Annotated in this window: 16 protein-coding genes; 8 read left to right on the top strand and 8 right to left on the bottom strand. The window is 71.5% G+C overall.

From position 1 onward, the window contains the following. The first annotated feature begins 5 nt into the window (after positions 1-5). Positions 6-509: a hypothetical protein gene (locus ACFY1L_RS43355; RefSeq protein WP_388837997.1), complete on the top strand. Its 504-nt coding sequence runs from the start codon at positions 6-8 to the stop codon at positions 507-509. Positions 510-517: 8 nt separating this feature from the next. Here the strand turns inward: ACFY1L_RS43355 and ACFY1L_RS43350 are convergent, their stop codons facing one another. The 6 genes from ACFY1L_RS43350 to ACFY1L_RS43325 all read right to left on the bottom strand — a co-directional run bounded on the left by ACFY1L_RS43350 (position 518) and on the right by ACFY1L_RS43325 (position 5,110). Further along, positions 518-946 carry a hypothetical protein gene (locus ACFY1L_RS43350; protein ID WP_388837994.1) on the bottom strand — a complete coding sequence of 143 codons (429 nt, stop codon included), beginning with the start codon at positions 944-946 and terminating at the stop codon, positions 518-520. Positions 947-1,297: 351 nt separating this feature from the next. After that, positions 1,298-2,287: a 2,3,4,5-tetrahydropyridine-2,6-dicarboxylate N-succinyltransferase gene (gene dapD / locus ACFY1L_RS43345; RefSeq protein WP_388837991.1), complete on the bottom strand. Its 990-nt coding sequence runs from the start codon at positions 2,285-2,287 to the stop codon at positions 1,298-1,300. 130 nt (positions 2,288-2,417) lie between these two features. Beyond that, the gene (locus ACFY1L_RS43340) at positions 2,418-3,419 is read right to left on the bottom strand and encodes a CU044_5270 family protein (RefSeq protein WP_388837988.1); all 1,002 of its coding nucleotides are present in this window, start codon (positions 3,417-3,419) and stop codon (positions 2,418-2,420) included. Positions 3,420-3,421: 2 nt separating this feature from the next. Further along, positions 3,422-4,027 carry an RNA polymerase sigma factor gene (locus tag ACFY1L_RS43335; RefSeq protein ID WP_388837985.1) on the bottom strand — a complete coding sequence of 202 codons (606 nt, stop codon included), beginning with the start codon at positions 4,025-4,027 and terminating at the stop codon, positions 3,422-3,424. A 112-nt stretch (positions 4,028-4,139) separates the two neighbouring features. Beyond that, the gene (locus tag ACFY1L_RS43330) at positions 4,140-4,676 is read right to left on the bottom strand and encodes a TetR/AcrR family transcriptional regulator (RefSeq protein ID WP_388837982.1); all 537 of its coding nucleotides are present in this window, start codon (positions 4,674-4,676) and stop codon (positions 4,140-4,142) included. Further along, positions 4,676-5,110, bottom strand: coding sequence for a DMT family transporter (locus ACFY1L_RS43325; RefSeq protein WP_388837979.1), 435 nt, complete (start codon positions 5,108-5,110; stop codon positions 4,676-4,678). The genes ACFY1L_RS43330 and ACFY1L_RS43325 overlap by 1 nt, the downstream gene beginning before the upstream one ends. 122 nt (positions 5,111-5,232) lie before the next feature. On the opposite strand from ACFY1L_RS43325, the gene ACFY1L_RS43320 reads away from it, so the two are divergent. The 7 genes from ACFY1L_RS43320 to ACFY1L_RS43290 all read left to right on the top strand — a co-directional run bounded on the left by ACFY1L_RS43320 (position 5,233) and on the right by ACFY1L_RS43290 (position 12,329). Continuing rightward, positions 5,233-6,066, top strand: coding sequence for an AbfB domain-containing protein (locus ACFY1L_RS43320; RefSeq protein ID WP_388837976.1), 834 nt, complete (start codon positions 5,233-5,235; stop codon positions 6,064-6,066). A gap of 79 nt (positions 6,067-6,145) precedes the next feature. Beyond that, the gene (locus ACFY1L_RS43315; RefSeq protein WP_388837973.1) at positions 6,146-6,517 is read left to right on the top strand and encodes a response regulator transcription factor; all 372 of its coding nucleotides are present in this window, start codon (positions 6,146-6,148) and stop codon (positions 6,515-6,517) included. Positions 6,518-6,521: 4 nt separating this feature from the next. Beyond that, positions 6,522-8,084: a GAF domain-containing sensor histidine kinase gene (locus tag ACFY1L_RS43310; RefSeq protein ID WP_388837970.1), complete on the top strand. Its 1,563-nt coding sequence runs from the start codon at positions 6,522-6,524 to the stop codon at positions 8,082-8,084. Positions 8,085-8,117: 33 nt separating this feature from the next. Beyond that, a complete protein-coding gene (locus tag ACFY1L_RS43305; RefSeq protein WP_388837967.1) occupies positions 8,118-8,693 on the top strand; it encodes a hypothetical protein in 576 nt (191 codons plus the stop codon). 4 nt (positions 8,694-8,697) lie between these two features. Beyond that, a complete protein-coding gene (locus ACFY1L_RS43300) occupies positions 8,698-9,792 on the top strand; it encodes a TRAP transporter substrate-binding protein (protein WP_388837964.1) in 1,095 nt (364 codons plus the stop codon). 54 nt (positions 9,793-9,846) lie between these two features. After that, entirely contained in the window at positions 9,847-11,679 is a 1,833-nt protein-coding gene (locus ACFY1L_RS43295) for a sensor histidine kinase (protein WP_388837961.1), read from the top strand. Then, positions 11,673-12,329, top strand: coding sequence for a response regulator (locus ACFY1L_RS43290; protein ID WP_388837958.1), 657 nt, complete (start codon positions 11,673-11,675; stop codon positions 12,327-12,329). Before ACFY1L_RS43295 ends, ACFY1L_RS43290 begins: the two co-directional genes overlap by 7 nt. Before the next feature lie 65 nt (positions 12,330-12,394). On the opposite strand, the gene ACFY1L_RS43285 is transcribed toward ACFY1L_RS43290, so the two are convergent. After that, entirely contained in the window at positions 12,395-12,727 is a 333-nt protein-coding gene (locus ACFY1L_RS43285; protein ID WP_388837955.1) for a metal-sulfur cluster assembly factor, read from the bottom strand. Continuing rightward, complete coding sequence (gene sufU, locus ACFY1L_RS43280) at positions 12,724-13,191, bottom strand: Fe-S cluster assembly sulfur transfer protein SufU (protein WP_388837952.1); 468 nt, start codon at positions 13,189-13,191, stop codon at positions 12,724-12,726. Before sufU ends, ACFY1L_RS43285 begins: the two co-directional genes overlap by 4 nt. Positions 13,192-13,206 lie beyond the last annotated feature (15 nt).

Genomic DNA, 13,206 nt, shown 5'->3' with positions numbered 1-13,206 from the left:
TCCCCGTGAGCCGCCCCTTGCTCTTCCTCGACGTCGACGGCCCCCTCAACCCGTGGGCGGCACAGCCGGAGGGACGCCCCGAGGGTTACACGACCATCCTGGTGGCCCTCCACCCGGGCAGGGCCCTGCCCGTCTGGCTGAACCCCGCCCACGGCCCCGCCCTGCTCTCCCTCGACTACGACCTGTGCTGGGCCACGACCTGGATGGACGCCGCCAACCGCTGGATCGCCCCCACGGTCGGCCTGCCCGAGCTGCCGTACGTCGACTTCGGCGCGGGCCTGTTCGCGTTCCGGCCCGACGGGGTGCACTGGAAGACGGAGGCCATCGTGGCGTACGCCGGGGGCCGCCCCTTCGCCTGGGTGGACGACGAACAGAGCCCGGCGGACGAGGAGTACGTGACTGCCGTCCACCCGAGCCCTGCACTGCTGCACCACGTCAGCCCACGCCTGGGCCTGCGCGCGGCGGACTTCGCGGCGCTCGCGGACTTCGCCGCCGCGGTCCAGGCGTGAGCGGGCACTCAGAAGGTGCCGGGGATCTTGAGGGAGATGCCGTTCGTGGTGTCGGTGAGCGAGATGTCGGTGAACTTCACGGTCATCGGCGGGCTGCACGAGGGCTGGAAGGTGGCCGTCGCCGACAGGCTGAAGTCAGCCTTGCCGTTCTGCACCGGGAAGTCCGCCGCGGAGCTGACGGAGGCCTTGTTCACGGCCTTCGGGTGGTTGCCACCGCCGTTGATGCACAGAGCGGTGGCGCTCAGGACGATGTGGACCTGCGATTCGTCGCCGAGTCCGGCCTCCTTGCCGCTGACGGTCAGGGTGCTGTCGGACCGGCTCACGGAGGTGGCCGAATTGATGAAGTGCGGGCTGCCCGCGTAGGCGGGTACCGCGAGCAACGACACAGCTGTCATGGCCGTCGCAGCGGGGAGCAGGAGCAGTGCCGCGCGTCGCATGGAGAATCGCCTCTTTCGCGCGCGGTATACGAAGTGGGAGATGTGCCCGAAGGCGTCGGCCGGCGAACGGCCGTGTGAAACCCCGCCCTTGGCTGCACTTCGTCCTGCGGAGGGCCGCGCTGCCGGGGCATGCCGAGGCGGCGAGACGCAAGAAGCCTCGTCGTGCCCTTGCGGGTGTCCGTCCCCGGCCCCGCGACGCCGTTCCCGATCAAGTCCGCCACCTCCCGCCGGCAGCGCCTCGGAGTCACGGAGGCGTCCCGGGAATGGCCCGGGAAATGCCGCAAGGGGGGCATAAGCGACGTTACGCCCCCCTCTTGGGAGTGCAAGTTCGGCGGTGACGGCCGCTGTTGATCAGTTGTGGCTGTGCAGGATCTCGTTCAGGCCGCCCCAGACCGCGTTGTTCGGGCGGGCCTCGACCGTGCCGGTGACCGAGTTGCGGCGGAAGAGGATGTTGGAGGCGCCGGACAGCTCGCGGGCCTTGACGATCTGCCCGTCGGGCATGGTCACGCGGGTGCCCGCGGTGACGTACAGCCCGGCCTCCACGACGCACTCGTCGCCGAGCGCGATGCCGACGCCCGCCTCGGCGCCGACCAGGCAGCGCTCGCCGATGGTGATGCGGACGTTGCCGCCGCCGGACAGCGTGCCCATGGTGGAGGCGCCGCCACCGATGTCGGAGCCGTCGCCGATCACGACACCCGCGGAGATACGGCCCTCGACCATCGACGTGCCGAGCGTGCCGGCGTTGAAGTTGACGAAGCCCTCGTGCATCACGGTGGTGCCCGCGGCGAGGTGCGCACCGAGCCGCACCCGGTCGGCGTCGGCGATGCGGACGCCCTTGGGGGCGACGTAGTCCGTCATGCGCGGGAACTTGTCGACCGAGGTGACCTGGAGGTGCAGGCCCTCGGCGCGGGCATTGAGCCGCACCTTCTCGATCTCGTCGACGGCGACCGGGCCGAGCGAGGTCCAGGCGACGTTGGGCAGGAGGCCGAAGATGCCGTCGAGGCTCTGGCCGTGCGGCTTGACCAGGCGGTGCGAGAGCAGGTGGAGCCGCAGGTAGGCGTCGTGCGTGTCGATCGGCTTCTCGTCGAGCGAGGCGATGACCGTGCGGACCGCGACCACCTCGACACCCCGGCGCGCGTCCGGACCGATCGCCTTCGCGGCACCCTCGCCGAGCAGCTCCACGGCCTTCTCGGCGGACAGCCGCTCGGTGCCGGCCGGGCCGGGCTCTTCGCCGAGCGCGGGCGCGGGGAACCAGGTGTCGAGAACAGTGCCGTCGGCGGCGATCGTGGCGAGGCCGGCGGCCACGGCGCCGGTGGTGCGAGGAGCAGTCGTGTCGGTCATGAGGGCAACCTAACCGGCCGGGCCCTGCGCAGGCCAACCAGCGGGGCGGGCGTCTCAGGTACCGGGCGGCACCGGATGCACGGGCGGCCCGCACTCCCCTCGTGGTGCGGGCCGCCCGGGTTCGGGGGTGTCAGCCGCGGTCGCCCGCCTCGTCGACCACGGCCCTCGCGACGAGCGAGCTGCCGCCGTCGACCTTGTCGCCCGTGACCAGGCGCATGCCGACGATCCGGTACGTCTGCGGATCGATCAGCCACTGGTCCCGCATGGTCTCCCCGCTCTTCGGGTTGTCCTGCCGGGCGTAGGACAGCGCGATCACCCGGCGCCCGGCAGCGGTCTCGACCAGATGGTCGGTGAGCTGCCCGCCCGGCAGGGTCGCGAGGGCGCGGTAGAGGGAGGCCAGCCCCTTGGACGGCATGACGTCGGCGTCGAGCAGGACGCTGATCTCGAAGTAGTCGTTGCGCGCCTGGGAGTCACCCTTGCCGTCGGCGATGGCGTTCTTCTCCCGGAGCACCTTCAGCGTCCGCTCGCCGTCGGCCGGCAGCGCGGCCAGCACCCGGTAAAGCTCGCGCGGCGAACGGTCGTCGCCCTCCCCTCCGTTCTCCAGGTGCATCTTGGTGATGTGGAGCTTGAGGTGCTCCCCCTTGGCGTCCAGCTGCTGGTCGGCCATCGCGCTGCCGTCGAACCTGAGCCAGCTCTCCCGCGGACCCAGCAGCAGCTTCATCGGGCCCGTGGCCTCCTGGGCTCGCTTGTCCAGCGGTTCCTGCATGCTCTTGGTGTAGATCCACTGCTTGGCCGTGGGTACGGCGCCGTCCGGCTCCGTGTCGAGCACATCGGCCGCCCGCCGCAGGAACTCGGCCGCGCTCACGCCCTTGAGTGTCACGCCGGGCGGGACCGCGGGCTGCACCTTCCGCCCGGAGCCGCCCCCGCCCACCAGCAGGGAGACCGTCACGGCGACGGCGGTCACCGCGGCCACCACCCCGACGATCACGAACTCCCGCCGCTGCCACAGCGCCCGGCGGCGCTCTCCGGACCACGCCGCCTCGATCAGCCGCGCGCGCCCCGGCGCGAGCCGTGCCCGGTCGGGCACGGGCGCGCCGGCACGCAGCTCGCGCACCTTGGTCATCTCGTCCATCGCTACGCCACCTCCGTCGCGTCGCTCACGAATGCGGGATCGGCGCCCAGCGCCGTACGGACCTTGCGCCGCGCCCGGTTGAGCCGGGAGCGGACCGTGCCGACCGGGATGTCGAGCGCCTCGGCGACCTCCTGGTAGGTGAGTTCGGCCCAGGCGACGAGCAGCAGGACGTGCCGGTCGCCCGTGCTCAGCGCCGCGAGGGCACCGGCAAGGGGGCCCTGCGCGGCGATCCGGCTGTCGGTGTCCTCGACCCAGGACTCGCCCCAGGAGGCGGCGACCGGGTCGTGCCCGGTGCGGGCGAGCGCCCTGAGCGCGCGCACCTCGGCGCGGCGCTGCTTGCCGATGAGGTTGCCCGCGATGCCGTACAGCCAGGGACGGGCGTTGGGACGCGTGAGGTCGTAGCGGGAGCGGATGCGAAACGCGACCAGGAAGGTGTCCGCCGCGATGTCGTCGGCCGCGGAGTCACCGAGACGCCGGGCGGCGTAGCGGTGGATGTCGGGCGCGTACCGGTCGTAGAGCAGGGCGAACAGCTCCGGCTGCTCCAGTGACTGGGCGACGATCTGCGCGTCGTCCTCCGTCCGTGTCGTGGACGGCGGTGGTCCGCTCACAAGGCTCCCCCTGGTTCGTCGGTGCGTGCGTGTCACCCCCTGTTCCCCGCTGGGCGCGGGAGAGTTCACGGTTTCCCGCAAGAAACGGCAAGAGGCAATCACACCGTCGGGATCAGGGAATCACCCGCGCCAGCACCTCCCGCGCGTACTCCTCGTCGTACGGGATCCCGGTGAGCAGCACCTGCAGGCAGATCCCGTCCAGCAGCGCGACCAGCGCCCGCGCCGTGAGCGGGTCGGTGCGGCGGGCGAGGCGGTCGGCGAGGTCCGCGGCCCACTCGGCGGCTATCGGGCGCAGGGCGGGGCGGCGCAGTGCGGCCAGGTAGAGCTCGCACTCCAGCTCGACGCCGGTGCGGTCGCCCGCGAGCCATTCGCCCATCAGGCCCGCGAGTTCGGTGGCCAGGTCGGCGCCGGCATCCTCCAGGCCGCCGCGCGAGACGACCACCTTGGCGAAGCCCTCGTTCGCCTGCCGCAGCGCGGCGACCATCAGCTCGTCGAGGGTCCTGAAGTGGTACGTCGTCGAACCGAGCGGCACGTCCGCCTCGGCGGCGACCGAGCGGTGGCTCAGTCCGGCCAGGCCCTTCTCCCCCACCACGCGGATCGCCGCGTCGATGATCCGCTGGCGCCGGTCGGGGTCGTAGCGCCGGGCCATCAGTGCGCGCCTCCGAGGTTGAGCACGACGACCCCGACGATGATCAGCGCGATTCCGACGGCCTTGGGGACGGTCATCCCCTCGCCGAGGTACAGCATCCCGATCACCACGATGGCCGCGGTGCCGAGGCCGGACCAGATCGCGTAGGCCGTGCCGACCGACATGGTCTTGAGGGTCTGGGCGAGCAGCGCGAAGGAGATGCCGTAGCCGACGACCGTCAGCACGGACGGCCACAGCCGGCTGAAGCCGTGACTGAACTTCATGGCGGTGGTGCCGCCCACCTCGGCGGCGATGGCCGCGAGGAGCATCAGGAATCCCATGTGTACTAGCGTACACAACGATGCGTACGACCGTACACAGCGGCGTCGGCACACACCTCCCGACGCCGCGAGATGTGAAGTCCCGGATTCCGCATGAGGAGGTTCAACTTTCACGGAAATCGCTCGCTGAAACGACTCCCCGTGACCCCGCGGCTCCACTAGGGTTTCACCGCTCACTCACCTCACCCTCACCTCACCCCCGGCCGCCGCCTCGGGCGCCGCTGGAGGAACAGCGCATGCCAGAAACCACCCCCGAGCCGCCCCGGAACCCGCAACCCTGGGAGAACGGCTGGGCCCCCGACACCTCCCGGGCACCCGGAACCCGCAGACTCTGGCTGGCCGGCGTGCTGGCCCTGGCCACGGTCGTCGCGTGCGTGACGGCGATAACCGTGATGGACAACGGAACTGACGATCGGTCACGGGCGTCCGGCGACCCGTCGTCCACCAGCTCCGCGACGGTCCCGGGCCTGATCTCCTTCGCCACCCCGTCCATGACCGGCACCACGGCACCGTCCGGCAAGAGCGGCCTGTCGTCCGCACAGCCCACCAAGTCGTCCGCACCCGGACCCCAGGGCTCCGAGTCGGCCCCCGCGGAGAGCACGAAGTCACCGAGCCCTCACGGCAGTTCGTCGAGCCACCCCAAGCCGACGAGCACCTGGCGATCCGTCCGCTCGGTCAACTACCCCGACCGCTACTGGCATGTGAGCGGCGGCTATGTGAAGCTCGACCCGGTCCGCGGCTCGGAGTCCCGCGAGGACTCCACCTTCAAGGTGGTCAAGGGCCTGGCGAACAGCTCCTGTTACTCCTTCGCCACCCACGACGGCAAGTACCTCCGCCACCGCAACTTCATCCTCCTCGCCGACCGCAACGACGGCTCGTCCCTCTTCAAGCAGGACGCCACCTTCTGTCCCCGGACGTCGTCGTACTCGGGCGCGGTGATGCTGGAGTCGGTGAACTACCCGGGGCGCTTCCTGCGCCACCAGAACTTCCAGCTGAAGCTGGACACCTTCCAGAACAGCTCGCTGTATCTGGCGGACTCGGCGTTCCGTCTGGTGGACGGGCTGGCCTGAGCGCGCGCACCCGCGCCGGCCCGTACTCCCAGGGTCTGCCCGGGTGTGCCGGGATCGCGGGCCGTGTCACCATGCGCTCATGCGGCGGACGGTGCTCATCGTCGATGACCACCCGCCGTTCCGGGCCGCCGCGCGAGCGGTACTGGAGGCGGAGGGGTTCGGTGTCGTCGGCGAGGCCGGGGACGCCATGAGCGCGCTGCTCGCCTGCGCCCGGCTCCGGCCCCAAGTGGTGCTGCTGGACGTGCAGTTGCCGGGACCGGACGGATTCGCGGCGGCGGAGATGCTGGCCGCGCTGGAGTGCGAGGGCCCGGCCGCCGACATCGTGCTCGTCTCCAGCCGGGCACGCAGCGGCTACCGCGAGCGGCTGCGCACCTGCCCGGCCCGGGGGTTCCTGACCAAGGCCGAACTCTCCGGGGACGCCTTGCGGGCGCTGCTGGACGCGGGGCGGTGAGGCCGTGGACGGGTGGGACGTGTTCACCGGCTGCGTACTGCTCGGCAGCGGCCTGGCGTGCGGCCGGCGGTGGACCGGAGGCCTGCTCGTCGCCTGCGGTGCCGCCTGGTTCCTCGGTGATCTCGCGAGCTGGGCGGTCTTCCTCCACCGCGGCGTGCTGTTCTTCCTGGTGCTGACGTTTCCCGGAAGCCGACCGCGCCGGATCACCCACCTGTGGGCCGCCGCGGCGATCGCCTGCTGCACCGCCCTCTATCCCCTCACCCGGATCGACACGGCGGCCGCGGCACAGGCCGTCGTGGTGGCGGCCGGTTCGGCGCTGCGGCTGCGCGCCGGGGCGGTCCCGGCCCGGGAACGCCGGGCGCGGACACTCGGTTTCGGCGCGGCGGTGGTGCTGGCGGGCGCGGTCGGGTGGGGGGTGGTGGCGCGCCGGACGGGTGCGGCGGACGACCTCGCGGTGCTGCGGACGTACGAGGCGGCCGTCGCCGTCGTCGGCGCCGGGCTCTGCGTCGGCGTACGGCTGCTCGGGTCGGCCCGGGCCGCACTCACCCGGCTCGTGGTCGACCTGGGCGAGTCGGACGGTGGCGGTCCGCTGCGCGCACGGCTGGCCCCGGTCCTCGGCGATCCCCGGCTGGCGCTCGGCTACTGGGTCCCCGAACTGCGCGGGTACGTCGACGAGTCGGGGCGTCCGCTGCACCTGCCGCCCGCGGACTCGGATCTCGTGGTGACCCCGCTCGCCGAAGACGGCAGACCGCTCGCGGTGCTGGTGCACGACGGCTCGATGCCCCACGACCGGGCCCTGCTGTCGGCCGTCGCCTCGGTGGCCCGGCTCGCCGTCAGCAACGCGCGGCTGCAGGCGGAGGTCCGGGGCCGGCTGGCCGACCTGGAGTCGTCGCGGCGCCGGCTCGTGGAGGCCGCCGACACGGAACGCCGCCTCCTGGAACGGCAGTTGGACGAGGGCGTACTGCGCCGCCTCGACCGGGTCGCCGAGGTGCTGGAGGGCACCGGCGACTGGGCCGGGCCCGTACGGGAGTCGTTGCGGGCGGCCCGTGCCGAACTGCGGGAGTTCGCGCGCGGTATCCATCCCGCGGCCCTGGTCCGGGAGGGGCTGGCCGCAGCGCTCGCCGAGCAGACGGCACAGTGTCCGCTGCCGGTGACCTTGGACGTGCCCCGGGCCCGGTTCCAGCCGGGGGTGGAGGCGGCCGCCTACTTCATCTGCTGCGAGGCGCTGGCCAACGCGGTGAAGCACGCGCGGGCCACCCGGGCGACCGTCCGGGTGGCGGTACGGCCCGACGGCGAGGTCGAGATCCACGTACGGGACGACGGCGCGGGCGGGGCACGATCCGACCAGGGCTCGGGGCTGCGCGGCCTTGCCGACCGGGCGGAGGCCCTCGGCGGAACGCTGCGGGTGGAGAGCACACCGGGGCGGGGCACACACGTATTCGCACAGATTCCCCAAGGGACAGCCCTGGGGCCGGGGGTGGAGAATCCGGGGGTTGGCCCGGATGCACGGGACAAGTCCGAACCGTACCGTCGAAGCAGGTCGAGACAGCCGGCCGACGGCGCATAGCCCGCGGGGGACGAGGCAAAAGGGGGCGGCGGCATGACAGCAATCAGGACGACGGGGGTGCTGGTCACCGGACTGATGCTGCTCGCGTCGGTCGGCTGTTCCGACGAGGGGAAGAGACAGGCCGCAGGGAAGCCGGACGGACGGTCGGGGGTTCCGTCCGTCCGGCCGAGCGGGGTGTACACGGTGACGACGACACACGCCGACCTGCTCAAGGCGGGCGCACCGGACGAGGACGTCCCGGAGAACTACGGAAAGTGGGTCTACGTCTTCAAGGGCGACCGCCTCGCCTTCACCCAGGAGAACCAGTACGCCTGCACCTGGGCATACGGCGAAGTCCGCTTCCACGGGCGGGAGTTCGACTGGGAGATCCTCGACGGCGGCTTCACCAAGGCGCCCCGCAACGCCTACAACAAGCCCGGTGAGCTGTTCACCTTCACCATGAGCGCGTACCGGGACACCCTCACGCTGTATCGCGGCAAGAACGCGGTGTCGCCCGAGAACTTCCGCGCCAAGCCCATGCACCGGATAAGCGCGACACCGTCCGACAAGTACTTCAGCCGCAACTGCCCACCACCGAAGGACTGGGCGACCACCGGGAAGGGAGCGTGACGTCATGCACGCACGACGCGCGACGGTGAGCGGCTCCCTGGCCGCCCTCCTCGGCCTGACCCTCCTCGCCGCCACCGGCTGCTCCGGCTCCGCGGCCGCCGACAAGGCCGGGGGCAACAGCGCGGCGAAACCGGCCACCCTGACTTTGGCCACGCCCATGGGCACGACCCAGGAATTCAACGCCTTCCTGACGCAGGTGCAGGCCCTGTCCCACGGCTCGCTCCGCATCCGCGTGGAGACGGACGCCCACCACGAGGAGGGGCCGGACTTCGAGGAACAGCTCCTGCTGGACGTGAAGAGGGGCGACGTCGACCTTGCCGCGCTCGGCAGCCGGGTCTTCGACATCACCGACGCGCGCTCCCTCGGTGCGCTGACGGCACCGTTGCTGATCACGAGCCACGCCGCCGAGGAAAAGGTGCTCGGCTCCCCGGTGGCGCGGCGCATGGTCCGGGAGCTCGACGGCGACGGACTGACCGGCCTCGGCCTGCTGCCCGGCACACTGCGCCGGCCCTTCGGCGCACGCACCGCGCTGCTCGGTCCCGCCGACTACAAGGGCCGCACCTTCGGCGTCCAGGAGTCCAAGGTCGCGGACTCCACCCTCCGCGCCCTCGGTGCGAAACCGGAGTGGTTCGCGGCCGGCGGCGACGTGGACGCCTTCGGAGGGTACGAACAGCAGCTCAGCTCGGTCGACGGAAACCGGTACGACGAGAACGGGATGATCGCGACGGCCAACGTCGTACTGTGGCCGCGCCCGGTCGCCCTGGTCGCCGGCACCAAGGCCTTCCAGCGGCTGAGCGAGGACCAGCGGGCCGTCCTGCGGAAGGCGGCACAGCAGGCCGTGCCCGGCGCCAGCGAGACCCTGCGCAATATGGACCGGGAGTCACTGGGCAACCTCTGCCGTCGCGGCCAGAAGTTCGCCAAGGCGAGCCCGGCCCAACTCACCGCTCTGCGCAAGGCGGTTCAGCCGGTGTACGACCAACTCGGCCGCGACCCGAAGACCAAGGCGAACCTGGACGACATCACCGCACTGGTGAAGGGCATACCGGCCGAGCCCGCCGCCTCCTGCAAGGGGACGTCCGGAGTCTCCTCGACTCAGTGACTCCGGCTCTCAGTGACTCTGGCCGGAAACCCTCCCGACTGTCACCATTCAGCCATGAAACGGGCAGCCACCGTGCGCCTCCCGCTCTGGGTGGCCGGTCTCGCACTGGGACCGGCCACCGTCGCGCTGGTCCGGGCCCGCCCGAGCCAGGCCTTCGCGGACACACCACGGCTCGTTGGGCTCGAACTCGCCGTGGGCTGGACCCTGTTGACGGCAGGCCTGGTGACCTGGCTGCGCCGCCCCGACAACCGGAGCGGAGTGCTGCTGGCGGCCGCGGGTGCGGGCTCCTTCCTCACCGAGTGGGCGAACCCGGGCATCGCATCGACACCCACGTTCACGGTCGGCCTCGTCCTGTACGCGACCGGCCCTCCCCTGGTGGCCCACGCCGTACTGGCCCACCCGTCCGGCAGAACAGGTTCCTGGGCGGCACGCGCACTGCTCGCACTCGCGTACGCCAACTCACTGCTGTTCCTGGGCCTTTTCCAGTCCCTCGTGTACGACCCCTGGGGCGCGGGTTGTACCGAGTGCCCCGGCAACGGCCTGCTGATCGCGGCGCACCCGGAACTGCTGGACGCGCTGGGCCGGATCGGCATGACGGTCGGCGCGGTCTGGCCCTGCGTCCTGATCGCCCTGCTGGCCGGACGGGCCGTCGGCGCCTCCCCCGCGCTGCGCCGGGTGGCGGCACCGATGTGGGCGGCAGGCGCCGTGTACGCGGCCCTGGTCGCCGCCGACTTCGTCCACGGCATGCCCCGACACATGCTGAGCAACGACCCGACGGACCGGCGGCTCTGGCTGGCCCAGGAGGCGGCCCTGCTGCTGATCGCGACAGCCGCGGCCTGGCCGTGGTTCCACCGCCGCCGGGTCCGCGGCGCCCTGGCCGACCTGGTCGTCGAACTGGCCGCGGCCCCTGCCCCGGGCGGCCTCCGCAGTGCGCTGTCACGGGTGTTGGGTGATCCGAGTCTGACGCTGGCGTATCCCCTGGCGGACGGCCGCCTGGTAGACGCTGAAGGTCATCCGGCCGAGGTGGGACAAGGCCGAGGGAAGGCACCGGCGGGAACCGCCCCTCCCACGACTCCACCCGCGGCCGCCGACGGCGAGAACGCCCCACCGGGGTCACCCGCCCCCGACAGCGAAGGTCGCACGGGTGGTGCGGGTGGGAACACCATGGCCGAAGGCGAAGCCGAAGCCGTCACCGCCGTGGTCCGCGGCACCCGCACCCTCGCCCTCCTCGGCCACCGCCCCGACACCCTCACCGACTCCCCCGAGATCGCCCGCATCTCCCGCCTGGCCCTGGACAACGAACGGCTCCACGCCGAACTGGCGGCACGGATGCGCGACCTACGGGCCTCGCAGGCAAGAATCGTCGCAGCCGGAGACACCGAACGCCGGCGCCTCGAACGGGACCTGCACGACGGCGCCCAACAGCGCCTGCTCACCCTGGCGTTGACCCTGCGGATGGCCCGAAACGGCCCCGCGAAGACGTCCCCCGCGGCAGAGCGGGCGGAACGCGAACTGCGCGCGGCGACAGAGGAGTTGCGCGTCCTGGCCCACGGCCTCTTCCCCGCCGTACTCGCAGAGGAGGGCCTGTCCGCAGCCGTGGGTGCCCTCCTGGAGGAGACGCAGGCACCGGTCGAGGTCACCGCCCTGCCCGAGCGCCGGGTCGGACAGGCCGCCGAAGCCGCCGCCTACTTCACGCTCGCCGAAGCGGTGGCGCACCATGCCACCACCGTCGGCGCCCGGCTCACCGGCGACCACCTCCTGCTCACCCTCACCGGCACCCACGGCCTCGACCTCGTCCGTATCGCCGACCGGGTCGGCGCCCTCGACGGCACCGTCACGCCCGGCAAACCCCCGCACACCGAGATCCGGGTGGAGATCCCATGCTGAAGACACCGCTCCGGGTCGTGCTCGCCGACGACGAAGTGCTGCTGCGCGAGGGGTTGGAGCGGCTGCTCACCGAGTCCGGCCTGGAGGTCGTCGGCAAGGCAGGCACCGTGCCCGAGCTGCTCACCGCCGTGGCCGCCAACCGTCCGGACGTCACCGTCGTGGACATCCGGATGCCGCCGACCCATACGGACGAAGGCCTGGTCGCCGCAAGGGAGTTGGCCGAGCGGCACCCGGGCGTCGGCGTACTTCTCCTCTCCCACCACCTCGAATCGACCTATGCCGTAAGGCTGTTGGAGCAGCACCCGGGGGGCGCCGGCTATCTCCTCAAGGACCGCATCCTGGATGTCATCGTGCTGGTGGATGCGCTGCACCGGATCGCCGACGGCGAGTGCGTGGTCGACCCGGCGATCGTCACCCGTCTGCTGGGCCGCCCCCGCCCCCGCTCCGCCCTGCCGAAACTCACGGAACGGGAAGGCGAGGTGCTCCACCTCATGGCCGAGGGCCGCTCCAACCGCGGTATCTGCGACCGCCTCCACATGAGCCCCAAGACCCTCGAAGGCCACGTCCGCTCCATCTTCGGCAAACTGGGCCTGCTCGACTCCCCCGACGACCACCGTCGCGTCCTGGCCGTACTGGCGTATCTCCGATGACGACGTGATGCAGCGAAACGGCCATACCGAAAAGGTATGGCCGTTTCGCACGCGCAGTCGTCGGATCAGACGTTGAACCCCAGCGCCCGAAGCTGCTCCCGCCCGTCATCCGTGATCTTGTCCGGCCCCCACGGCGGCATCCACACCCAGTTGATGCGCAGCTCGTTGACGAGGCCGTCCGTGGCGGACTTGGCCTGGTCCTCGATGACGTCCGTCAGCGGGCAGGCCGCCGAGGTCAGGGTCATGTCGATCGTCGCGATGTTCGCGTCGTCGATGTGGATGCCGTAGATCAGGCCCAGGTTGACGACGTCGATGCCGAGTTCGGGGTCGACGACGTCGTACAGCGCCTCGCGGACTTCCTCCTCCGAGGCGGGCTTGATCTCGATGGTCTCGCTCATGCCGTGTTCCTTTCGGCGTCGGCTCCGCCCAGCGCCTGGGCCGTCGCGTCCTTCCACGCCATCCAGCTGAGGAGGGCGCACTTGACCCGGGCCGGGTACTTGGAGACGCCGGCGAACGCGACCGCGTCCTCCAGCACCTCCTCCATCGCGTCGTCCGGCTCGATCCGGCCCTTGGACTGCATCAGCTCCAGGAAGGTCTCCTGGATCTTCTGCGCCTCGGCGACGTCCTTGCCGACCAGCAGTTCGTTCAGTACGGACGCCGAGGCCTGGCTGATCGAGCAGCCCTGGCCCTCGTAGGAGACGTCCTCGATCTTCGTGCCGTCGTACTTCACGCGGAGGGTGATCTCGTCGCCGCACGTCGGGTTGACGTGGTGCACCTCGGCGTCGCCATCCCGAAGACCACGCCCGTGCGGGTGCTTGTAGTGGTCCAGGATGACTTCCTGGTACATCGAGTCCAGCTTCACGGTCTCAGCTCACGC

It is taken from the genome of Streptomyces sp. NPDC001663 (assembly GCF_042893105.1).
In the GTDB taxonomy this organism is placed as follows: domain Bacteria; phylum Actinomycetota; class Actinomycetes; order Streptomycetales; family Streptomycetaceae; genus Streptomyces.
The sequence above is the reverse complement of the archived record's forward strand: the minus strand, read 5'-3'. Positions and strand labels throughout refer to the sequence as shown.